We start from the raw sequence: 22,896 nt of genomic DNA, 5'->3' as shown, positions 1-22,896 counted from the left end.
CTAATCACTAGCCCAGCGCGCCGCGTCCTGTTGATCGGAGTGGCGCTCTTTGACCCAATATTCACCGTGTGCAGAGTGCTCTTTCTTCCAGAAAGGCGCTTGGGTTTTGAGATAATCCATAATAAAATCGCAGGCTTCAAACGCTTCCCGACGGTGGGCGCTGGCCACCAGTACTCGCACAATAGGGTCGCCCGGCTGCAAGTAGCCTACTCGATGAATAATGCGCACCGTCTGTAGCGACCAGCGCTGCCAAGCCTGTTCACCAATCTCCATTAAGGTGCGCTCGGTCATGCCAGGATAGTGTTCAAGCGTCAACCCAGTAACATCGGGCGTTTCATTAAAATCACGCACCAGCCCGGTAAAGCTCACCACCGCGCCAATATCACTACGGCCAGTCAAAACATCGTCATAGCCGTCATGCATGGGGAAAGGCGCTGCTTGAATCGCCACCTTGATATCCATCTTCATAGCCCCACTTAGCCCCCTGTGACCGGTGGAAAAAACGCGACTTCATCATCATTGGTCACCAGTGCGTCATCGTTTGCCATCACTTGGTTGATGGCGCATAGCGTACGTTGGTCGGTGAGTTGTTTGAATCGCTCATCGCGCTCGGCCAGCGCCGCTTTCAATCCGCTGATGTCACGGCTAGTCAGTTGATCAAGACTGACGACCGCCTCACTCTCACCTACTCGTTCGCGAAGTTCAGCCAAAAATTTAACCCGCACACCGGACGATGAGCAACGATCGCCCAAACTGACTTCACCGACCATACCGTCACCAGTGACAATGGGAGCCTGAGTACTAATCCGCTGATAGTCACCGCGCTGGCCACCCTGCTTGCTATCAAGCTGAATCGCCTCAATGTGCATATTTTTGTCGACCGCTTTACACATATCGTAAAGCGTTAAACAGGCCACTGAGACAGCCGTTAACGCCTCCATTTCAACCCCGGTACGGCCGTTCAAGCGACACAGTGACGTTACGTGAACGCAGGTATCGGCAAAATCGATCTCAAACTCAACCGACACTTTTGAAAGGGCCAATGAGTGACAAAGAGGAATCAGTTCATGGGTGCGTTTGGCCGCCTGAATACCGGCGATACGCGCGGTAGCCAGCACATCGCCCTTGGGCAATTCACCGTCGCTTAGTAATTTCAGAGTTTCCGGCTGCATCACAATACGCCCCGAAGCGACAGCTTCACGACGCGTTTCTTGTTTATCGCCGACATCCACCATATTGGCTTCGCCACGCGTATTGAGGTGGGTTAGATGCATGTTTGTCACCGTTTCTGTTTTGAAGGCATAGAGCTTGAAGACAAAGAGCTTGAAAGCTAGTTTCTTAAACCAAGCATGTTATTTTTCGCGTTCACCCAAATGGCTATCCAATCGGCAATCGCTTGGCTATCGTCGAGATTCAACTGAACCACCGAGTCGGCTAATTCAATGGGCGCAGACGCACTTAGCGCGACGGCTTCTACCCACGGTCCGGTTAAGATAGTTGCGTCACCAATGCCATTACGGTAAAGCACCAGCTTGGGTATCGGCGACGCCTTAAAGCCTTCGACAATCACCAGATCAGGATGGTGCGGTGTCATCATGGCAATCAACTGGGCTAAATCAGGCTCATCCTGACCGGGGGTTTCCTGCATGAGCGCGAACCGCTGACGGGAGGCTACCAGCACCGGCGCTGCCCCAGCACTGCGTAGCTTATAACTATCTTTGCCAGGCTGATCCACTTCAAATGAGTGGTGAGCATGCTTGATCACCGCCACTTTCAACCCAAGCTCGCCAAGCTGCGGTAACAGTTTCTCAAGCAGCGTCGTTTTGCCAGTGCCGCTCCACGCAGCAATCCCTAGTATGGGAAAGGATGCAGTTAGTTCTTTTTCCATGCGGCCAAGACTCCTGAATATCACTAAACGCGACTGCTCTAACTGCGTTACAGGCGATGACGCTACTCGCCCTCTTGCTCGCGGGGTAATAGCCAGTTCAGCGCTATGCCCACCAAGGCAGCCAGACTGACACCTTGCAGGGTAAACTGACCACCACCAAACTGCATACCGCCAATCCCGAACACCAGTATGAGTGAAACGACGACTAAATTGCGCGGCGCCGTCAGCGACTGCCCTGCGTGCACCAGGGTGTTCATACCGACCACCGCTATTGAGCCAAACAAGAGCGTCATAATGCCACCCATGACTGGGCCGGGAATAGTCTGCAACAACGCGCCAAGCTTAGACACAAACGCCAATATAATGGCGATAATCGCGGCTACGATCATATATTTGGGATTAAACGCGCGGGTCAGGGTTACCGCGCCAGTGACTTCTGAATAGGTAGTGTTCGGCGGGCCGCCGAACAGGGCCGCGACACTGGTCGCCAACCCATCGCCCAACAGGGTGCGGTGAAGGCCGGGCTTTTCCAGGTAATTTTTGCGGGTTACCGAGCCAATCGCGACCATATCACCAATGTGCTCAACCGCCGGGGCGATAGCAACCGGAATCATAAACAGAATAGCGGCCCAGTGAAAACTGGGTGCCGTAAAGGTTGGCACCGATAGCCACGCCGCCCCGTGCACCGGGCTAAAGTCCACAACGCCCATCAGTAGCGCTAAACAATAGCCGGTGACGATGCCGCCGATAATGGGCACCAAGCGAAGCAATCCACGTCCAAATACCGCGAGTGCTAACGTCACGATCAAACTGGTCATGGATAAGAAAATTGCCGCACCGTAGCCAATATTGTCACTGGTTTCACCAGTCGCCATGCTCACCGCCACAGGCGCCAGCGCCAAACCAATCACCATAATAACCGGCCCCACTACGACGGCAGGCAATAAACGGTGCAGCCAGGCAGTACCTTTTAACCGCACTGCCTGAGAGATCGCAATGTATACCAGCCCCGCTGCCATTAATCCGCCCATTGTGGCCGGCACGCCGAAGCTCGCCACCGAGCCTTGAATGGGCGCAATAAAAGCAAACGACGAGGCCAAAAACACCGGCACGCTTTGCTTGGTAACCCCGTGAAACACCAGCGTGCCCACGCCGGCCGTAAACAGCGCAACGCTAGGGTCAAGCCCGGTCAAAAGTGGTACTAACACCAAGGCACCAAACGCGACGAACAGCATTTGTGCTCCGGTTAGCAGTACTTTTGGCCAAGACTCAGCCTGGCTGGCAGCTTCACTCATTGGGAACTCCTGAGGTTTGAGGGTGAGCAAGGGAGCAAAAAAATGCCCCTAACGCGAAGCGTAAGGGGCAATGTAGTGGAGGACGCTTAACGCGTTCCAAAAATCTTATCACCGGCGTCACCCAACCCGGGGACGATGTAGCCATTTTCATCGAGGCAGTCATCGACTGAAGCGGTATAAATTTCGATATCGGGATACGCTTCCTGCACTCGTTTAATCCCTTCAGGCGCCGCCACCAACACAATGACCTTCATGCTTTCACAGCCGCGCTCACGCAGCATATCGAGCGTGGCTACCATGGAGCCGCCAGTGGCCAGCATGGGATCAATCACAATCGCCATACGCTCTTCAATATCGTTGGCAAACTTGGCGAAATAAGGCACCGGCTGAAGGGTCTCTTCGTCACGGTACAGGCCCACAACGCTAACCCGCGCACTGGGTATCAGATCAGTGACCCCTTCCAGCATGCCAAGCCCTGCACGCAAAATCGGCACGACCGTGACTTTTTTACCCTTCAGCCGACGGGTCGCAATTGGCTCGCCGTTCCAACCCTGAATTTCATGATCTTCAAGCTCTAGGCCTTTAGTGGCTTCATAGGTCAACAGCTTGGCGACTTCACCTGCCAGCTCACGGAAGCTCTTAGTGCTCAGATCAGCCTCGCGCATCAGTCCCAGCTTATGTTGAACAAGCGGATGGTTTATGGCGTAAACACTCATGGGACTTCCTCACTGCAGGGGATTCAGAATAGCAACCTGGGGTGTAACACTAGGCGCAAAATTGGCCATATTCTACCCGCAAACCCCTTACGAGGTTAAGGGGTTTGCGGCAATTGCCACTCGATTGGAGTTCTTCCCTGCGCTTGTAAGAATTGATTTGCCTGGGAAAAATGTCGGGTACCAAAAAAACCCCGATGTGCGGAGAGCGGAGAAGGGTGCGGCGCTTCGAGAATCAAATGACGATCCTGGTCAATCAATGCCTTCTTCTGGCGCGCATGGCTGCCCCACAATAAGAACACACACGGCGGCGCGTGCTGGCTGACGGTTTCGATCGCGCGATCCGTGAACGGCTCCCACCCTTTTCCCCGATGCGACGCCGCGTTGCCCTGCTCCACGGTCAGCGAGGTGTTTAATAGCAGCACGCCCTGCTTTGCCCACGCTTCCAAATGGCCGTGACGCACAGGCGTAAAACCGACATCGGTGGCCAACTCTTTATAGATATTGACCAGTGATGGAGGAACGGGAACCCCTGGCTGTACGGAAAAGCACAGCCCATGGGCCTGATTCGGGCCGTGATAAGGATCCTGCCCTAGAATGACCACCTTCACTTCGCTCAGCGGCGTCAGCTCAAAGGCACGAAACCACTGTGAGGAGTGCGGGTAAATAATTTTTTTGGCTGCTTTTTGCTGCGCTAAAAACGCTTTTAACGACAGCATATAGTCAGCCTGAAACTCATTACCCAGCCACTGACTCCAACCTTCCGGAAGTGGATTGGCCATCATTACCTCTTTATTTGATCGACAAGCGGCTCAACGTAGGCAACGCCCATGTCCCAGGGAAACTGAATCCAGCACTGCTGAGCGACTTCTGTCAGATATTGATCCACCAACGGACGACCATCTGGCTTGGCGTAAATCGTCACAAAGTGAGCTTTAGGCAGCATTTTGCGAACTGCCCGCGCCGTTTTGCCGGTATCCACCAAGTCATCGACCAGTAGCCAACCGTCGCCGTCATGATCGACGCCCTTCATAATATCCAGGCCACCTTGATCCATATGGTCATAGCTTTTAATGCATACCGTATCGATCAGTCGGATGTTGAGTTCACGGGCAATCAGCGCAGCGGGGATTAACCCACCACGGGTAATCGCGACGATGCCTTTAAAGTCGCGCTCAATCATCTGGTGGCAAAGGGTGCGCACGTCACGGTGTAACTGATCCCAGGAGACAGTGAAGTGTTGGTGATAGCGATCGCTACTCATGGAGAGTTACTCGTCTTCAGTGAAAGAACAAACGGCAAAAACACTGTAGCCAGCATCGCGAATTCTCTTCGAACCGCCTAGCTCAGGCAGATCAATAATAGTGGCCGTTTCGACGACTTGACCGCCGCTGCGCTGTATAAGATTAGCCGCTGCCAGCATCGTGCCGCCGGTGGCAATCAAATCATCCATTAGCAAAATGCGGTCATCTTTCTGAAAAGCGTCGGAGTGAAGCTCAACCTCAGAATGCCCATACTCCAGCGTGTAGGTCTCGCTGATAGTTTTAAAGGGCAGCTTGCCCTTCTTGCGAACGGGCACAAAGCTACATCCCAACTCATAAGCCAACGGCGCGCCAATGATAAACCCCCGTGCATCAATAGCCGCGATGGCATCTAGGTCCATCTCCTGGTAGCGGTGCACGAAGCTATCAATCAGCTTGCGAAAGGCAGCGCTATTTTGCAGCAAAGGGGTGATATCACGGAAATTCACGCCCTGCTCAGGCCAGTCTGGAACCGTGCGAATAACGGACTTAATGTAATCGCCGTAGATGCTCATCGCGTCTCTCATTGAGTAGTAAAAAGTTAAGCAGTAAAAACGGCATAAAGCCGATCAGACCAAGAATAGGTACCTTGCTGCAAACAACAATGCCAAGATAATTACCGCCGGGTTTAGGTCGCTGAAACGGCCTGATAAGGCCTTGATCGCAACATAGCTAATAAAGCCTAGCGCAATCCCCTCAGCAATCGAGAACGTTAGCGGCATCGCCAAAGCGGCAATCAGCACCGGAGCGGCATCGGTGGGGTCTTCCCAATTAGCATGCGCCAAACTGCCTGCCATCAGCACCGCCACATACAGCAGCGCACCAGCCGTCGCATAGGCGGGAATAGAGCCTGCCAACGGCGCGAAGAATAGACTGAACAGGAACATACCGCCAACGACCACCGCGGTTAACCCAGTACGGCCGCCCGATGCGATACCTGCCGTTGATTCAATATAGCTGGTCGTCGTTGAGGTACCCAACGCGGCACCTGCCATGGAGGCCGTGCTGTCTGCCATCATGGCACGCCCTAGGCGCGGTAACTTACCATCTTTATCGAGCAGTTTACCTCGATGGGCAACACCGACCAGCGTGCCAGAGGTATCGAATAGATCCACAAACAGGAAAGCAAAAATCACGCTGAGCATCGCTATGTCCAGCGCGCCCATTAAATCCATCGCCATAAAGGTAGGGGCAATAGAGGGTGGCATCGACATCAGGCCACCATACTCGTTATGACCAAGCACCATCGCGATCACGGTAATCCCTAAAATGCCGATCATCACCGCACCGGTAACACGCAAGTAAGAAAGCGCGGTAATCACAAAGAAGCCTAGCAGCGCATAAATAGCCGGCGGCTGAGACAGATCCCCAAGCGTCACGTAGGTAGCCTGATTGGCAACCACAATACCGGCGTTTTTCAACGCGATCATCGCCAGGAACAGACCGATACCGGCGGCAATACCCAACCGTAACGTCATGGGTATAGAATTGATGATCCACTCGCGAACTTTAAAAATACTGAGCAAGAAGAAGGTTAAACCAGAGAAGAAGACCGCCCCTAACGCTGCCTCCCAGGTATAGCCCATCCCCAACACCACGCCGTAGGTGAAAAAGGCGTTTAAGCCCATTCCCGGCGCTTGGGCAATAGGGTAGTTGGCCCACAGCCCCATTACAAAGCAGCCAATCGCCGCAGCCAAGCAGGTTGCTACGAATACCGCACCGTAGTCCATTCCGGCTTCAGAAAGGATGCTCGGGTTAACGAAAATAATGTAGGCCATCGTCAGGAAAGTGGTGATCCCTGCGATAACTTCTGTCTTCACACTGGTTTTGTGTTCAGAGAGCTTGAAATAGTTATCCAGAAGTTTCATAGCGTTTCTTATCCTTAGCGCTAACGCCGCATGGCTGCATCAGTGCGCGCGTTTTGGTGCTGAGAAAAGCCGCACATACTACCTAAAGGCACCTGGAGTTGCGAGCGCTTCAGCGTGGCGACCAATGTAAGCGGGAACAGCCCCGCTGCATAATGCAAAGCAATCTTTAGGCCATGACCTAACCGATTGGTCAACGCAAGGTAAATAAATCTACTTATTGATACGGTTCGTCCACTTTTATTGGGCCCCGCTTTGCTGAGCAAGAACGCGCTCAACGGTTTCAACGATTACCTGGGTTTGCGGATCAATTTCAATATTGACTTGGTCTCCAGGCACGCGGTTTTGCAGCGTGGTACGCGACAACGTTTCAGGAATTAAATTGACACTAAACTCGACACCGCCCTCCGCTGGACGCACATCGCCGATGGTCAGGCTAATCCCATCCACCCCGATGTAGCCTTTTTCAAACACAAACCGGCCTAGCCTTTCCGGTAGAGAAAACCACAGCCGACGATTATGGGGAGCCTCTTCAATCGCGACTACGTCCGCCATTGAAATAATGTGGCCCGACATTGCGTGGCCGCCAATTTCGTCACCAAAGCGCGCAGCGCGCTCTATATTGACGCATTGACCTTGAGTGACTGCACCAAGATTAGTCAAACGCAGCGTTTCACGCATTAAATCAAAGCTGACATTATCGCCTTCAATCGCTGTCACCGTCAGGCACACACCGTTATGAGCAACCGATGCACCTATCTCAAGCCCTTCACGCATTGAGGGAGGCATTTCCACCACGTGTACGCGAAAATCCTCCAACTCACGCACCGCCACTACTTTGGCCACTCCTTGTACAATGCCAGTAAACATAGCGCCCTGCTCCTTAAACTCGTAAAAATAATGGATGTAATCCGCCAGCTTACTACTGGTGCCTTATCTTTGTGCAGCCACCTCGTTGCCAATTGACATGCAAGTCGCCTATCTTTAGACTTTTGGCGCAAATTTAACGACGCCGATTTGTACCCATCTTGCGGGCGTCCACCAGGCCAGCAGCCTAGTGAAGTGCAGCTAAAAGGGTGTGTCCAGCGTTGATGGCCACCCACGAGGGTGGCTTTCTTATCCCCGCTCTACGCCTGCTCCTACTCTCCCGCACTTCGTCTTCGGCCTACCAGTAAGGCAGACGCTATGATAGAACTCAGCAACGTCAGTAAAACCTATTTTAGTAGCTCCAAGGGCAGCGACTCAAATGCTGTCCATGCGCTTAAAAACGCCAACCTCAGCGTACCTAAAGGCACCATTCATGGCGTAATTGGCCTTTCTGGCGCGGGCAAATCGACGCTTATTCGCTGCGTTAATTTATTAGAGCGGCCCACGAGTGGCAGCGTGACGGTTGATGGCCAAGAAATGACGCGCTTGAGTAACGCCGCGCTAAATCGGGCCCGCCACCGTATTGGCATGATTTTCCAGCATTTCAATTTGCTGACCACGCGCACAGTATTCGACAACGTTGCCTTACCGCTTGAGCTAATGGGCCAGAAGCGCCATACCATTCGTGAACGCGTGATTCCGCTATTGGAGATGGTGGGCCTTGCCGATAAGGCCAATCAGTACCCTGCTCAGCTTTCCGGCGGTCAAAAGCAGCGCGTTGCGATTGCCAGGGCGCTAGCCAGTAAGCCGCAGGTACTGCTGTGCGATGAGGCAACCTCCGCACTCGACCCCCAGACCACCGGCTCAATACTTGAGCTGCTGCGCGACATCAATCACAAGCTGGGCATTACCATTTTGTTGATCACTCACGAGATGGAAGTCGTTAAATCAATTTGTCACCGGGTCAGCCTGATCTCTGACGGCGAACTGGTTGAGGACTCGGAGGTGGGCGACTTCTTCACCGCTCCCCGCACCCAGCTTGGCCGTGAATTTCTTAATGACTTCCTACAGCTAACGCCGCCCAAAGAGCTTATGGAGAGGCTCGTTGATGTACCGGGCGAAAGCACCCACCCTGTGGTGCGATTAACATTCTCAGGCGACGCGGTGTCAACCCCGCTGATTTCGCGGCTTGCTCGTGAATGCGGGGTCGATGTCAGCATTCTGCAAGCAAAAGTAGAGTCGATTCAGGAGCGCACCCTGGGATTAATGATCGCAGAACTACTAGGTACGCCGGAACAAACCCAGCAAGCCATGACCTATCTTGAATCTCATCAACTACAGGTAGAGGTACTCGGCCATGTCCAGCGCAATGATTGATCTTATTTTACAAGCCACGCTGGACACTCTTTATATGGTGGCTGTCTCAGGGCTTATTTCGACGCTTGTCGGGCTACCGCTTGGAGTGTTGCTGTATGTCACCCGCCCACGGCAAATATTGGCAAAGCCAGTGCTCAACCAAGTGCTCAGCATTGTGACCAACGTTGGCCGCTCTATCCCGTTTATTATTCTGATGGTGGCAATCATCCCCTTCACGCGCATGCTGGTGGGAACTTCGATTGGTATTAACGCCGCGTCGGTACCGCTGACCATTGCCGCGATTCCCTTCGTCGCGCGGCTAGTCGAGGCCGCGCTTAACGAGATTTCGCCCGGATTAATCGAAGCCGCTCACTCAATGGGCGCAACACCTTGGCAAATCATTTGCAAAGTACTGATTCCAGAAGCACGCGGCGGAATTATGACTGGCTTAACCATTACCGTGGTCACGCTGGTCAGCTACTCTGCTATGGCCGGTGCTGTTGGCGGCGGCGGTCTGGGCGACTTAGGTATTCGCTACGGCTATAACCGTTTTAACCCGACCATTATGCTGATTACGGTCGTAATTCTGGTGGTGATGGTGCAAGGTTTTCAAAGCTTGGGCGACTACCTGGTTCGCAAAAGTGATCGCAAATAGTCGTTTAAAAGCTCAATAAATCAATATAACCAAATCGCATTAGACAACCGTTTTTTATTGCCGCATCATTGCACCATTAACGCTCAACGCAATTGGAGAACCTTCATGCAAAAACTGATTATTGGTAGCCTTACGGCGCTCGCCCTGGCGGTTAACGTCGCTAACGCTGAAACGCGTAGCATCAAAATGGGCACCGTGGCGGGCCCAGAAACCGAAGTAATGGAAGTCGCGGCGCGTATCGCTAAAGAAGAGTACGATCTGGATGTCGAAATCATAGAGTTTACCGATTACGTCACCCCTAATGCCGCCCTGGCCGATGGCAGCCTAGACGCCAACGCTTATCAGCATGAACCCTACTTGCAGTCGATGGTTGAAGACCGTGGCTACGACTTAGCCATTGCTGGCTACACCTTCGTTTACCCGATTGGTGCCTACTCCGAGAAATACGACAGCATTGACGATCTGCCCGACGGTGCCCAAATCGCCCTACCCAACGACCCTTCCAACGAAGGTCGTGCGCTGATTTTGATGCACAACGAGGGCCTGATCACCCTTAACGATCCCGAATTTCTCGAATCCACCCCTATCGACATCGCTGAAAACCCTCGCGACTTCCGCTTCCGCGAAATTGAAGCGGCTCAACTTCCTCGCGTACTGCCCGATGTCGACATGGCGTTCATCAACAATACATTCGCGCAGCCAGCAGGCTTAAGTCTGGATGATGCGTTGATCAAAGAGGGTCCCGAGTCCCCTTACGTCAACCTGATCGCCGTGCGTGGTGGTGATGAAGAGCGCGAAGAGATTCGCCAGTTGGTCGACGCTTATCAGCGCGACGAAGTGATTGAAAAAGCCGAAGAACTGTTCAAAGGTGCCGCCGTTCCTGGTTGGACCGAGTAATACCGCGAAGTAGCTATAACTTAGAAGTAGCTATACTTAAATAACATCAGGCCGACACGCATAGGTAACTGCCATGCAAAAGTGTCGGCCTGTTGCGTTAGTAGAAACGGAGCATCCCATGCAAACCAGTGTTGACTATCTCCTCCTCAATCGACAGCTCGAAGCGCTACTCGACACGCGGGACTGGCTGACTAACAGCGCCCAAACCTGCGCTTTTATTCACCAGCAGATTAGCGACCTCAACTGGGTCGGTTTTTATCTTCAGCGCCAGCCAGAGATGCTGGGCTTAGGGCCATTCCAGGGGCAACCTGCCTGCCACCCTATTCCCTTTAGTAAAGGCGTATGCGGCGCCGCAGCGCGTCAGCAAACCACCCAGCGAGTAGACGATGTACATGCCGTGGCCGACCACATTGCCTGTGATGCCAATTCCCGCTCCGAACTGGTGGTTCCAATCGTGGTGAATGGCTATTTATGGGGGGTTCTCGACTTGGATAGCCCTCTTCAATCGCGCTTCACAGAACAAGATCAAGCCGGTATTGAATCGTTGGTGGCAACTTTTATTGCACAAACCGATCTGCCTGCTTCTAGATGAGCATCTTAATAATCCCCACACAAAAACACCCCGGGCAGCAATACCCGAGGTGTTTTTGATAACAGCTGGTAGGACCAGGCGGATTTGAACCGCCGACCTCCACGATGTCAACGTGGCGCTCTAACCAACTGAGCTATGGTCCTAAAAAGAGGTGTTGTCTTAAAGGCTGGTAGGACCAGGCGGATTTGAACCGCCGACCTCCACGATGTCAACGTGGCGCTCTAACCAACTGAGCTATGGTCCTATTTCTTTATTCGCAAGCATGCCTAGCAACGGATGCGTATTTTACGCCCTCATCACTGAATTGCAAGCTATTTTCCTTTGCAAACCCTCTCTCGCTAGCGAAACTACACGATTATAAATTGCCGGGTAATTCGACACTTATATCCTTATAGCGCTAGTCTAAGCGCTTCACTGTTTTGGTGGTATCTATAGGGAGATAAGCCATGCTGGGCATTTTGCTAGGATGCATAGCCATTGCACTACTGTTAGCGACGATCATTGCGCGCATCGAATTACACTGGTGGTGGATTCGCAGTTTTGAATTTCCACGCCTACAAATCGCTAGCTTGGCGCTAATCACCGGGGTGCTCACGGCCATCTTTGTCGAGCCTGGCCCATGGCTATGGAGCGCTTTTCTCGCCGCAGGCATCACGTTAATCATTCAATGCTATTACATTCTGCCCTGGACACGGCTGTGGCCGGTACAGGTTCAGTCCGCCGAGAGTAACGACCCAAATAAAACCATCACGCTGCTTATTGCCAATGTGCTAACCCCCAACCGCCAGTCACAGCCGCTGATCGATATGATCAAGCAGCACAAGCCGGACATCGTGCTGACGCTTGAGTCTGATCAGTGGTGGCAAGGCCAGTTAGATCCCGCCCTGGCTGAGCAGTGGCCCAATAGCGTTAAAATCCCGTTAGACAATCTTTACGGCATGCATCTCTACTCACATTTGGAACTAACGGACACCTCGGTGGAGTGGCTAATTCAGGATGATATCCCGTCCATCCATACCCGGGTAACGCTTGCCAACGGTGAAAGTATTCGTTTTTATGCGCTTCATCCCCGCCCGCCGGCTCCCAGTGAGAGTGAGAAATCTCTTTGGCGTGATGCCGAACTGTTATTGGTGGGCAAAAAAATTCACGAGGACCCTCAGCCGACGCTGGTGGCCGGGGATCTCAATGACGTGGCCTGGTCACGTACTACGCGGCTATTTTGCCGAATCGGCGGTATGCTTGATCCTCGTCAAGGGCGAGGCTTGTACAGTACCTTTCATGCCAAATACCCCATGTTGCGCTGGCCTCTGGACCACATCTTTGTGACCGAACACTTCACCCTGGTGGGCATGCAGCGGCTCAACTATTTCGGCTCTGATCATTTCCCTATTTTGGCCACCTTATGCTATCGCCCCTCGCGCAAAGACGAGCATGAAACGCCCGAAGCCGATGCCGAGGAGCGTAGCGAGGCTAGCGAAACGATTCAGGAAGGCAAAACCGAGCAGCAAGAAACCTAAGCGCCAACTATCTGACCTCGCCGCGTTACTCAGGTATGCCTCCCTTGGTTAACACGGCTGGATCGAGTAGCCGCTCTAACGTTTCCCGATCAAGCTCGGTCTTCTCCTCCGCGACATCGATAATGGGTCGTCCTGCTTGATAGGCCTCTTTAGCAATGGTGGCAGCAGCGTTATAACCAATGACGCCATTTAGCGCCGTGACCAAAATGGGGTTCTTAGCGAGCGGGCCTTTTAGGTTATCCTCCCGCACCTTAAAGGTCGCAATCGCCCTATCTGCAAGCAGCCTTGAGGTATTGCTCATCAAACTAATCGATGTCAATAAATTGGACGCCACCAAGGGCAGCATCACGTTCAATTGAAAATTGCCGCTTTGCCCGGCAACGGTAATCGCCGTATCCAAGCCAATGACTTGCGCAGCCGACTGAGCAGCCGACTCGGGGATAACCGGATTCACTTTTCCAGGCATAATAGAGCTGCCGGGCTGAAGCGCCTCAAGCTCTATCTCCCCCAACCCAGCCAGCGGACCCGAGTTCATCCAGCGCAGGTCATTGGCAATTTTCATAATCACGCACGCCAAACCTTTTAACTGCCCTGAAAGCTCTACGGCGGCATCTTGTGAAGAGAGGCTGGCAAAAAAACTATCGTTAGGAGTGAACATCAACCCTGTCTGCTCACTTAGCTCTTGAGCCACCCGCTCGGCAAATCCGGCGGGCGCATTTATACCGGTGCCTACAGCCGTTCCACCCTGCGCTATACGGCAAAGCCTTTTCATGGTGCTATCGAAGCGTTCAATCGCTTGGCTCAATTGGCTCGACCAGGCGCCCAACTCTTGATCCATTCGCAGCGGCATGGCGTCCATTAAGTGTGTGCGGCCTGTTTTGACCACATGGCTTAGCTCGCTAGCACGCTGATCAACCGTATCTCGCAGGTGAACAAGGGCTGGGCGCAGCGATTCATGCACTGCGATGGCCGCTGACAGATGAATTGCCGTAGGTATCACATCATTACTCGACTGCCCCATATTGACGTGATCGTTGGGTGTTACGTCTACACCCTCCCTGCTTGCTAAGGTCGCCAATACCTCATTAACGTTCATATTGGTCGAGGTGCCTGAACCGGTTTGAAATACGTCGATGGGGAAGTGCTGGTCGTATTTGCCGGTTAGTACTTCACGGGCGGCTTTTTGAATAGCTTCACCCCGCGCACTATCGAGCTCTCCTAACGCTTGATTGGCACGCGCGGCCGCTAGTTTGATACGAGCAACCGCGTGTATAAAGGCCGGGGGCATGGGCGAATGAGAAACAGGAAAGTTATTAATTGCCCGCTGCGTCTGCGCTCCGTAAAGCGCATCCTCAGGTACTGCTAGCTCACCCATGCTGTCGCGTTCCATACGTGTTGCCATTGCTTGCTCTCCTCTGAAAATGCGGCTGTTAAGGCTTTGAGATCAGCACCGCCATATCGTTCGTTATGGGTGTTAACCACCGCCATTACAATGCACTAAACGAAAATGTTGCGCTGCACAAAAAGACTTGCTATGCTGCACCGCAAGATAGCTTAAAAAGCTAACTCATTAATAAGCAGCGCCAACCTCAGGATAGCTGCTTTTGGCAAGACGAAACCCTGGAGGGTATGACGATGCGCACTTTAAATACTAACGAAATGACTCAGCAGTTTGACAATATGTTCATGGCACCCGTACGCGCCTACATGGCATTGAGCATTGATTACAGCGAAAAAATGATCAACGCTCAAATGGATGCTAGCAAAGCCTACGTTGATACCGGCATTGCGCAAATGCGTCAAATGATGGAAGTGAAAGACGCTGAAGGTCTTCGCAGCTACATGGAAGGTCAACAGAAAGTCGCTAAAGAGCTGGCTGAGCGCGCCAAAGGCGATGCGGATAAAGTCGTTTCACTACAGCAAGACTTTATTCAAAAAAGCCAGAAAATTACTGAAGATAACGTCAAGCAGGCGCAAACAGCCGCTAGCAAGATGAGCAAAACTGCTTAACCGCTACTGAATGGGTAAGCTGGTAAGTAGTACAAAATGCCACCGTTGGCCCTAGCCACGGTGGCATTTTAGCGTCTGTGCTTCTTAACCCTGTACTGCTTAACAATGGGATGCCGCATAACCAGCGTTACCAATTAAGGGCAGATTTCACAAACGGAATGGTCAGTTTCCGCTTAGCAGTTAGCGAGGCTTTATCTAGGGTTTCTACCGCGCGGCACAATTCACCTAACTCGCGCGGACCTCGATGCAAAATATAGCGCCCCACATCATCCGGTAACTGCAAACCCCGCACGCTGGCTCGTAATTTAAGAGCCGCTAGACGTTCATCGTCGTCATCTAAAGGATGGACGTGAAAAGTAACGCCCCACGTTAAGCGCGAGGCTAAATCGGCCAACACCACATCTAATTGCCGTGGGGGTACGCTAGATACAATCACTAACTTCTTGCCAGCATCTCTGAGCCGGTTAAAAGCGTGAAACAGCGCCTCTTCCCAGCGCTTACGCCCTATTACACACTCCAGATCATCAATGGCGACAAGATCCAGACGCTCGATATCTTCCAGCATTAGCGGCGGAAAGTGGCCCAAATCGGCCAAGGGTAAATAAAGTGCACGTTTATCAACATCTGACGCCGCGTGACATGCTGCCTGAAGCAAATGACTTCGACCAACCCCTGGTGCGCCCCATAGATATAAAAACTGCTCCCCTCCTGAAGCTAACTGCTTTGTAAGGTGCTCAACCAGCGGCGCGTTTGACCGCGCCACGTAAAAGTTATCAAAGGTTGCATCATCGCGCAGCCCAATTCCCAAAGGAAGCTGTGCCGGTATTCGGCTCATGGTGACTCCCGTTCATCACGATGTCCCAGCTCATCATGATACGAAGAACTGACCTCGATGATTGTCTGATCATCAGCATTGTGCTCATCGTAAAGCTCGCTATCCTGATAGCGAACTTTCACTTCCTTAAGCAGCACGAGGATGACCGCTGCAATCGGAAGCGCCAGCAGCACCCCCGTTAATCCAAATAGGTTGCCCCCTGCCAGAACAGCAAAAATCACTGCAACGGGGTGCAGACCAATCTTATCACCGAGCAGTTTAGGCTGGAGAATGACGCTTTCAGCCATTTGTCCAATACTGAATACCAGAATAACGCCAGCTACCGCCCACCAAGTAGCGTACTGAAAAAGCGCGACAACCAAGGCAATGACCAAGCCGACAATAAAACCCAAGAACGGCACGATACTCACCAACCCGGATACAAAGCCAATCAGCAGGCCAAAATTCAGCCCCATCAGCGTCAGGCCAACTGCGTAGATAATTCCCAAACACAGCATCACCAGTAGCTGACCACGTAAAAAAGATGACAACACTTCATCGCAGCGGCGAGCTAGGCGGAAGGTATCGTCCGCCCAATGGCGTGGTATTAAGTTAGCGATATTGCCAAGTAGCCGATCCCAATCCAAAAGCAAATAGAAGGTAACGACCGGAATCAAGGCGACATAGGTGATCCAGGATACAAACGCCATTCCCGACCGACCAATTTGCCCCAGCGCTTGTGCTAAGTAGCCGCCTGCGTCTCGCCAGTTTTCAACCAGGGTTTCACGGACATTGGTTAACTCCGCGGTTAGGTCGTAACCTGTCCAGACCTCTACTTGTGGGGCAAGTACATTTTCTACCCAGGCGAAGATACCGGGAATTGCCTCTCCCAGCTGTTTCAACTGCTGGACCAACAGCGGTATCAATATCAATAAACTCGCCACAAGCACTAACAGCAGAACCAAAAACACGCTGCTAACCGCTAAGGGCCGGTTCATGCCCCAGCGTTGGAACCGGTCTGCCAACGGGTCGGCTAAGTAAGCGAGAATCATCCCGGCAATAAAAGGCATCAATACGGCATCTAACAAAAAAATCAAACCGCCAATCACCACCAGAAACAGGATACCCCACCAAGAATTCCGCATAGTTCCCTCTCAACCTTGGATTTAATCCGCATACATTCGCTTATTACGACTGTTTTACGCATCGCTACTATTGCTACTCATGTCTACTATGCCGCATATGAGCGAAAGTCGCTCGTAAGCTTTTCATCGTGCCCGACGGCGGTGCGGCGCGAGCCGCTGGGTGATACAATCAGCCGAAGTTAAGCCCAGCACTGGCCATGTCGCCAGCACTACCGCACCGTTATTTGCCTCACAGGATCTGTCATGACCGAGACCTCCTCTTCTTCGGCTACTCCTTCCCTCAGCTATAAGGACGCAGGCGTCGATATTGATGCCGGTAACGCCTTGGTTGACCGCATTAAACACGTTGCCAAACGCACGACTCGCCCAGAAGTAATGGGCGGATTAGGCGGTTTTGGCGCGCTTTGCGAAATCCCAGCAGGTTACCGACAACCCGTTCTCGTCTCGGGTACCGACGGCGTAGGCACTAAACTGCGTCTCGCAATGGACCTTGGCAAACACGACACCATTGGTATTGATTTAGTCGCCATGTGTGTCAACGATTTAATCGTAGCCGGAGCCGAGCCGCTACTGTTCCTTGACTACTATGCCACGGGTAAGCTTGATGTGGATATTGCTGCCGATGTCGTTACCGGCATTGGTGCCGGCTGCGAACTGGCTGGCTGTGCCCTTGTGGGCGGCGAAACCGCCGAAATGCCCGGCATGTATGAAGGCAGCGACTACGATTTAGCAGGCTTTTGTGTGGGTGTGGTTGAAAAAGCCGATATTTTAGATGGCAGCAAAGTTGCCGCAGGAGATGTAATACTGGGGTTGGCATCGTCAGGACCACACTCCAACGGCTACTCGCTGATTCGTAAAATTCTCGAGGTCAGTAACGCGTCTTTAACGACCGACATTCAGGGTAAACCTCTTGGTGATGCGCTGATGGCACCAACGCGTATCTACGTAAAATCACTGCTCTCTTTAATGCGCAGTAGCGATATTGCCGTACACGCTTTATCGCACATTACGGGCGGCGGGCTGCTAGAAAACATTCCCCGCGTGCTGCCCGATGACCTCGCTGCGCATATCGACATTAACAGTTGGCAGCGCCCTGCGGTGTTTGACTGGTTACAAGCCAACGGCAATGTCAACGAAACGGAAATGCACCGCGTGTTGAACTGCGGAATTGGCATGGTGGTCGTAGTGCCCCAGCATCAGGCCGAGCAGGCAATGGCTCACCTGGAAGCCGAGGGCGAATCTGTCTACCATTTGGGTCAGATTGTTAAGCGCCAAGAGGAAGCCGTTATTCTGGAGAACCTCTCGGTATGAGCAACATGGACTACCAAAGCGATACCATTAAAGATGTTACCCCAGAGCCTCTCGGCGCCCGCCGCATCGTGGTGCTTATTTCAGGCAGCGGCAGTAATCTACAAGCGCTGATTGATGCCCAGTCCCACGACCGTTTAGGCGGCGGTGAAATTGTGGCGGTCATTTCCAATATCGCTGATGCCTATGGCCTGAAGCGCGCTCACGAAGCGGGTATTGAAGCGGTCGCTCTTCCCCATCGCGAATATGATAGCCGTGAAGCCTATGACGGCGCTTTGATCAAAGTCATTGAGCGTCACGAGCCCGACTTGATTGTATTGGCGGGCTTTATGCGTATTTTAACGCCTCGCTTTGTGCAGCGCTTTCTCGGTCGCATGCTGAATATCCATCCTTCGCTGCTGCCGGATTATCAAGGGCTCAACACCCATGCCCGGGCTCTCGCCGATGGCGTTACCAACCACGGTTGCAGCGTTCATTTCGTCACCGAAGAGCTTGATGGCGGGCCGGTGGTCCTTCAAGCCGAGCTGCAGGTCAGCGCTGACGATACGGTAGAAACGCTGCAAGAGAAGATTCGCTCCCGCGAGCACTTGATCTATCCGATTGCGGTACAGTGGTTCTTGGAAGGCAGGCTGCAGTTCAGCGCCGAAGGCGCCAAAATGGACGGCCATCGGCTCCCTGAGCACGGTATGCGACTTTCCCACGCTGATGCAGCCGAAGAGCTTGATGAGGAGCTTGACGAAGAGTCTTAACATCAGCGTGTGAATCAGACACTAAAAAGCGCCTTACGGACATACATCATCGTAAGGCGCTTTTTTATAGAGCGCAGTTTTGTAGAGGACAGTTTTGTGGGGAACAGTATGATTAAGTGCGCGGCAGAGTCACGCCGCGTTGGCCCATATACTTGCCGCCACGGTCTTTATACGACGTTTCGCACACTTCATCGGACTCCAAAAACAGCATCTGCGCGACGCCCTCATGGGCATAAATTTTCGCTGGCAGATTGGTAGTGTTAGAGAATTCCAAGGTCACGTGTCCTTCCCACTCGGGCTCCAGCGGCGTGACGTTAACAATGATACCGCAGCGCGCGTAGGTGGATTTCCCCAAGCAAATGGTGAGCACATTGCGTGGAATACGGAAGTACTCCACCGTGCGCGCCAACGCGAATGAGTTAGGCGGAATAATGCACATGTCGCCTTTTATATCGACAAAGCTGTTCGCATCAAACGCTTTCGGGTCAACGATCGCCGAGTGAATATTGGTAAACACTTTAAATTCATCAGCGCAACGCACGTCATAACCGTAGCTTGAAGTGCCGTAGGAGATAACACGCTGATCGTTCACATAGCGCACCTGCTCGGCTTCAAAAGGCTCAATCATCGCGTCGCTCTTTGCCATGCGACGAATCCACTTATCAGATTTGATACTCATGTGTTACATCATCACTCGCTAAAAGAAATTGTGGGAGCATCGCCCTGATGGGCACTTACTGCCTCGGCCACTTTTTGGGCGATCACAGCAAAAGTTTGGCTTACCGACCCTTCCGGCTCAGAGATAACGCTAGGTCGTCCTGAATCGGTTAACTCACGGATAGAAAGCGTTAGCGGTAGTCGACCCAGCACCTGCGTGTCGTACTCTTGGGCAATGTTATCTCCGCCGCCGGTACCGAAAATAGCCGCTTCATGGCCGCAATTTTCGCAGTGGTAGAGGCTCATATTTTCCACCACGCCCAGCACCGGAACGTTAACCTTACGGAACATTTCGATCCCTTTACGGGCATCTAATAGCGCAATATCCTGCGGCGTAGTCACAATTACCGCGCCGGCCACCGGTACTTTTTGTGCCAGCGTTAGCTGAATATCACCGGTTCCTGGTGGCATATCGATCAATAGAAAATCGAGATTATCCCACTGGGTTTGCGTTAGCATCTGCTGGAATGCGCCCACCACCATAGGCCCGCGCCAAACCATCGGTTCACGAGTATTCACCATGAACGCCATCGACATCGCCTGGACGCCATGGGCTTCCAGTGGCAGAAACTTATCATTACCAGCGGCCTGCGGGCGAACACCCTCTTTAACGCCGAGCATTTGTGCCTGGCTGGGGCCATAGATGTCAGCATCAAGAACACCTACGCGATATCCCTGTGCCGCTAATGCTAGCGCCAGGTTTACGGTGACGGTGGATTTACCCACGCCGCCCTTACCCGATGCCACTGCGATAATATGCTTAACCCCATCCATTCAATGGCACTCCTCATTTGGGCTCATATTTTACGTGCGTTAATGATACTCCTCAGGGACACATTCATAAACCAACAACAAGAAAGCGGATGCCAGCTTCCCGACACCCGCTCTCACCGCTTACATGATTGATTAACCTAGAAGCGTTACTGCATAACGGCGTTTAACCAGCGTTTTGCTGAGATTCTTCACTACCCCCATCGCTGTCGTTGGCACTTTCGTCAGACGAGCTGCCTTGCGAAGATGAAGCATCGTCACTAGCCGACGCTTCTGCATCTGATAAGCGGCTGTCTAATGTTGATAGCTCATCGCGCCATTCGCCAAGCTGGCTCTCAAGGCGCTCCAACTGACTTTCACGGTCTTCAATATCACTCTCGACGTTAGCTACTTCTTCACGCCCCATCTCCAGTGCAACCGTTACATCGTCTAATTCACTGCGCACTTGACTTAAACTTTGCTCTTCCTCGTTACGCTGTTCAGTCAGTGAGTCGACTTCATTTTGCAGCTCATTACGCTCGCTGGTTAATGAATCGCGCTCACTCTTCAGCTCATCAAGCTCGCTTTGAACTGTCGAGATTTCTTCTTCAAGGACACTAAGCTCTTCGTTGGCTTGGCTAATTTGATCTTCCAACCCAGATACTGCTTCTTCAGTAGCATTCAGCTCTTCAACCGCTTCCTGACGCTGCTGCTCAGCGTCCTGACGGGCCGCTTCGGCTTCCTGACGAGCCTCTTCGGCGCTCTGACGCGCTTTTTCAACTTCCTGGAGAGTACTTTCAGCCTCATCCCGAGCCGTCGTTATCTCTTCACGCTCTTCGCGCAGTGCCGTCATATTGCTTTCGGCGCTCTCGGCTTGCTCGTTTAAAGACGCTACCTCTCCTTCAAGCGCAGAGCGCTCAGATTCAAGCTCTTCTAAGCGCGACTGTACATCACTGACTTCACTTTGGGAGCTCTCCAACGATGAGCGAGCCTCACTCTGCTGCTCTTCCAGAGATGCCGTCTCTTCTTGCAGCGCGACCAGATTGGTTTCGGCCTCCTCAATTTCGGCAATACGCTGACTTAGCTGATCATTTTCTTGCTCGGCACTCGCCAGTTGCTGCTCTAAACTGCCGACGCGCTCCTGGTGAGTCCCCGAATTGGATTGCGCCATAATCGCCCAAATAACCGCGATAGCCGCGATACCGGCTATCGCTTTTACACGGTTATCTTGAAAGAGAGTTTTCATGTCTGATTTCTTTGCCGAGTCTGGCTTATTAGAGGGCTCTGGCTTGTTGGCCGGTGGCTGGTTATCAGTAGAGTTTGTTTCTGACATTGTACGTTCCTCTATGGTCTAAGCTTGCATTTGCCCGTGCTAACGATAATCCGCTGCGCGATAATCAACTGTGTTTATAATGCGCTAGCCGTGGATAATCTCCCTTTCAGCATACACAGCTCACTGTATCTAGCCAGTATGTTTGCAAAATCGTATATAAATGTTGCTGTAGCGTTACCATTCAAGCACAAAAAAACCTAATCATGACTGACAGGAGGTGGATGCTTGCCTTCATGAAAACCTGATGCCTGACCGTTAAGTGAATCAAACCAATTCAGCGTCGAGTGTAGCGACACCACGCTACCTACTATTAATAGCGTAGGCGGTTTAATATGGCCTGCCAAAAACGCGCCCGGCAGTGCTGATAGTGACCCAATATGGGTCTGTTGTTGGCGCGTAGTCCCTTGCTCCACCAGGGCTAGCGGTGTTTCAGGCGTCAAACCATGCTCCATAAGTGCCTGACTAATAAGATTGACACTGCCTAACCCCATATAAAACACTAGCGTCTGGCCAGGCCGCGCGAGCGCATCCCAATCCAACTCACATTCGCCATGCTTTAGATGACCGGTGACAAAACGCACTGACTGCGCATGATCACGGTGGGTCAGTGGAATGCCCGCATAGGCAGCACAGCCGGATGCAGCGGTCACCCCCGGAATAACCTCAACGCTCACCTGGGCGGCCACCAAGGCTTCAAGCTCTTCTCCTCCACGGCCAAAAATGAACGGATCACCGCCTTTAAGGCGCACTACTCGCTTCCCTTGCTTAGCCCACTTGACCAACGCTTGATTGATACCATCCTGAGGAACGCTATGCAGCGAGCGCGCTTTGCCGACGTAAAAACGCTGTGCCTGGTGCGGTATAAACGCGACAACCTCATCGCTCACTAAACGATCATAGAGCACTACTTCAGCGGACTGCAGACGTTTATAGGCTTTTAACGTCAGTAATTCCGGATCGCCGGGCCCTCCTCCTACCAAACTGACCATGCCTGCTGGTTGCGTATTTTGCTCTCGTCCTGCTTCCAAGAATCCACCTCAGGAATAAAAAAGGTTTTTAATATGCAAAAAGTAGTTAATTTTATCACTAAATACCCATAACGCCTCGTTTAAAACTTACCTTTC

At 52.4% G+C, this 22,896-nt stretch carries 25 protein-coding genes and 2 tRNA genes; 8 read left to right on the top strand and 19 right to left on the bottom strand.

What is annotated here, in order from left to right:
* From moaE to QT230_RS15280, 10 genes are all read right to left on the bottom strand, one after another.
* Complete coding sequence (moaE, locus tag QT230_RS15325; RefSeq protein ID WP_308322894.1) at positions 1–462, bottom strand: molybdopterin synthase catalytic subunit MoaE; 462 nt, start codon at positions 460–462, stop codon at positions 1–3.
* Positions 463–476: 14 nt separating this feature from the next.
* On the bottom strand, positions 477–1,274 hold the full coding sequence (gene moaC / locus QT230_RS15320; RefSeq protein ID WP_308322850.1) for a cyclic pyranopterin monophosphate synthase MoaC: 798 nt from the start codon (positions 1,272–1,274) through the stop codon (positions 477–479).
* A gap of 56 nt (positions 1,275–1,330) precedes the next feature.
* The gene (mobB, locus tag QT230_RS15315) at positions 1,331–1,888 is read right to left on the bottom strand and encodes a molybdopterin-guanine dinucleotide biosynthesis protein B (protein WP_308322849.1); all 558 of its coding nucleotides are present in this window, start codon (positions 1,886–1,888) and stop codon (positions 1,331–1,333) included.
* A 62-nt stretch (positions 1,889–1,950) separates the two neighbouring features.
* Positions 1,951–3,183 carry a uracil-xanthine permease family protein gene (locus tag QT230_RS15310; protein WP_308322848.1) on the bottom strand — a complete coding sequence of 411 codons (1,233 nt, stop codon included), beginning with the start codon at positions 3,181–3,183 and terminating at the stop codon, positions 1,951–1,953.
* Between the two features lie 86 nt (positions 3,184–3,269).
* Positions 3,270–3,899: a uracil phosphoribosyltransferase gene (gene upp / locus QT230_RS15305; protein WP_308322847.1), complete on the bottom strand. Its 630-nt coding sequence runs from the start codon at positions 3,897–3,899 to the stop codon at positions 3,270–3,272.
* Between the two features lie 95 nt (positions 3,900–3,994).
* Positions 3,995–4,678: a uracil-DNA glycosylase gene (gene ung / locus QT230_RS15300; RefSeq protein WP_308322845.1), complete on the bottom strand. Its 684-nt coding sequence runs from the start codon at positions 4,676–4,678 to the stop codon at positions 3,995–3,997.
* A gap of 2 nt (positions 4,679–4,680) precedes the next feature.
* Entirely contained in the window at positions 4,681–5,160 is a 480-nt protein-coding gene (gene gpt, locus QT230_RS15295) for a xanthine phosphoribosyltransferase (RefSeq protein WP_308322844.1), read from the bottom strand.
* A 6-nt stretch (positions 5,161–5,166) separates the two neighbouring features.
* Positions 5,167–5,712 carry an adenine phosphoribosyltransferase gene (locus QT230_RS15290; RefSeq protein WP_308322843.1) on the bottom strand — a complete coding sequence of 182 codons (546 nt, stop codon included), beginning with the start codon at positions 5,710–5,712 and terminating at the stop codon, positions 5,167–5,169.
* A gap of 54 nt (positions 5,713–5,766) precedes the next feature.
* Entirely contained in the window at positions 5,767–7,065 is a 1,299-nt protein-coding gene (locus tag QT230_RS15285; protein ID WP_308322842.1) for an NCS2 family permease, read from the bottom strand.
* A 237-nt stretch (positions 7,066–7,302) separates the two neighbouring features.
* On the bottom strand, positions 7,303–7,932 hold the full coding sequence (locus QT230_RS15280) for a riboflavin synthase subunit alpha (RefSeq protein WP_308322840.1): 630 nt from the start codon (positions 7,930–7,932) through the stop codon (positions 7,303–7,305).
* 315 nt (positions 7,933–8,247) lie between these two features.
* On the opposite strand from QT230_RS15280, the gene QT230_RS15275 reads away from it, so the two are divergent.
* From QT230_RS15275 to QT230_RS15260, 4 genes are all read left to right on the top strand, one after another.
* The gene (locus QT230_RS15275) at positions 8,248–9,306 is read left to right on the top strand and encodes a methionine ABC transporter ATP-binding protein (RefSeq protein ID WP_308322838.1); all 1,059 of its coding nucleotides are present in this window, start codon (positions 8,248–8,250) and stop codon (positions 9,304–9,306) included.
* Positions 9,287–9,940: a methionine ABC transporter permease gene (locus tag QT230_RS15270; RefSeq protein ID WP_308322837.1), complete on the top strand. Its 654-nt coding sequence runs from the start codon at positions 9,287–9,289 to the stop codon at positions 9,938–9,940. Before QT230_RS15275 ends, QT230_RS15270 begins: the two co-directional genes overlap by 20 nt.
* Before the next feature lie 105 nt (positions 9,941–10,045).
* Entirely contained in the window at positions 10,046–10,837 is a 792-nt protein-coding gene (locus QT230_RS15265) for a MetQ/NlpA family ABC transporter substrate-binding protein (RefSeq protein ID WP_008956223.1), read from the top strand.
* 118 nt (positions 10,838–10,955) lie between these two features.
* Positions 10,956–11,429 carry a GAF domain-containing protein gene (locus QT230_RS15260; RefSeq protein ID WP_308322836.1) on the top strand — a complete coding sequence of 158 codons (474 nt, stop codon included), beginning with the start codon at positions 10,956–10,958 and terminating at the stop codon, positions 11,427–11,429.
* A 66-nt stretch (positions 11,430–11,495) separates the two neighbouring features.
* Here QT230_RS15260 and QT230_RS15255 read toward each other — a convergent pair.
* Positions 11,496–11,572: transfer RNA gene (locus tag QT230_RS15255), tRNA-Val, on the bottom strand.
* A gap of 24 nt (positions 11,573–11,596) precedes the next feature.
* Positions 11,597–11,673, bottom strand: a tRNA-Val gene (locus QT230_RS15250).
* Positions 11,674–11,875: 202 nt separating this feature from the next.
* Between QT230_RS15250 and QT230_RS15245 the strand changes: the two genes are divergently transcribed.
* The gene (locus QT230_RS15245; RefSeq protein ID WP_308322835.1) at positions 11,876–12,946 is read left to right on the top strand and encodes an endonuclease/exonuclease/phosphatase family protein; all 1,071 of its coding nucleotides are present in this window, start codon (positions 11,876–11,878) and stop codon (positions 12,944–12,946) included.
* A gap of 25 nt (positions 12,947–12,971) precedes the next feature.
* On the opposite strand, the gene QT230_RS15240 is transcribed toward QT230_RS15245, so the two are convergent.
* A complete protein-coding gene (locus tag QT230_RS15240) occupies positions 12,972–14,348 on the bottom strand; it encodes a class II fumarate hydratase (RefSeq protein ID WP_308322834.1) in 1,377 nt (458 codons plus the stop codon).
* A gap of 233 nt (positions 14,349–14,581) precedes the next feature.
* Here QT230_RS15240 and QT230_RS15235 point away from each other — a divergent pair, with 233 nt between their 5' ends.
* Positions 14,582–14,956: a phasin family protein gene (locus QT230_RS15235; RefSeq protein ID WP_308322833.1), complete on the top strand. Its 375-nt coding sequence runs from the start codon at positions 14,582–14,584 to the stop codon at positions 14,954–14,956.
* A gap of 127 nt (positions 14,957–15,083) precedes the next feature.
* Here the strand turns inward: QT230_RS15235 and hda are convergent, their stop codons facing one another.
* Positions 15,084–15,791, bottom strand: a complete 708-nt coding sequence (hda, locus tag QT230_RS15230) for a DnaA regulatory inactivator Hda (protein ID WP_308322832.1) — start codon at positions 15,789–15,791, stop codon at positions 15,084–15,086.
* Positions 15,788–16,915 (bottom strand): AI-2E family transporter, encoded by a 1,128-nt coding sequence (locus tag QT230_RS15225; RefSeq protein ID WP_308322831.1) that lies wholly within the window; start codon positions 16,913–16,915, stop codon positions 15,788–15,790. The genes hda and QT230_RS15225 overlap by 4 nt, the downstream gene beginning before the upstream one ends.
* Positions 16,916–17,158: 243 nt before the next feature.
* Between QT230_RS15225 and purM the strand changes: the two genes are divergently transcribed.
* Entirely contained in the window at positions 17,159–18,226 is a 1,068-nt protein-coding gene (purM, locus tag QT230_RS15220) for a phosphoribosylformylglycinamidine cyclo-ligase (protein ID WP_308322830.1), read from the top strand.
* Positions 18,223–18,972 (top strand): phosphoribosylglycinamide formyltransferase, encoded by a 750-nt coding sequence (gene purN, locus QT230_RS15215; protein WP_308322829.1) that lies wholly within the window; start codon positions 18,223–18,225, stop codon positions 18,970–18,972. Before purM ends, purN begins: the two co-directional genes overlap by 4 nt.
* Before the next feature lie 112 nt (positions 18,973–19,084).
* Here the strand turns inward: purN and dcd are convergent, their stop codons facing one another.
* From dcd to cobA, 4 genes are all read right to left on the bottom strand, one after another.
* Positions 19,085–19,651, bottom strand: coding sequence for a dCTP deaminase (gene dcd, locus QT230_RS15210; protein ID WP_308322828.1), 567 nt, complete (start codon positions 19,649–19,651; stop codon positions 19,085–19,087).
* Positions 19,652–19,662: 11 nt separating this feature from the next.
* Positions 19,663–20,463, bottom strand: coding sequence for an iron-sulfur cluster carrier protein ApbC (apbC, locus tag QT230_RS15205; RefSeq protein ID WP_308322827.1), 801 nt, complete (start codon positions 20,461–20,463; stop codon positions 19,663–19,665).
* Between the two features lie 163 nt (positions 20,464–20,626).
* The gene (locus tag QT230_RS15200) at positions 20,627–21,685 is read right to left on the bottom strand and encodes a kinesin (RefSeq protein WP_308322826.1); all 1,059 of its coding nucleotides are present in this window, start codon (positions 21,683–21,685) and stop codon (positions 20,627–20,629) included.
* Between the two features lie 284 nt (positions 21,686–21,969).
* Entirely contained in the window at positions 21,970–22,761 is a 792-nt protein-coding gene (gene cobA, locus QT230_RS15195) for a uroporphyrinogen-III C-methyltransferase (protein WP_308322893.1), read from the bottom strand.
* Positions 22,762–22,896 lie beyond the last annotated feature (135 nt).

Source organism: Halomonas sp. SpR8, assembly GCF_031010195.1.
In the GTDB taxonomy this organism is placed as follows: domain Bacteria; phylum Pseudomonadota; class Gammaproteobacteria; order Pseudomonadales; family Halomonadaceae; genus Vreelandella.
The sequence above is the reverse complement of the archived record's forward strand: the minus strand, read 5'-3'. Positions and strand labels throughout refer to the sequence as shown.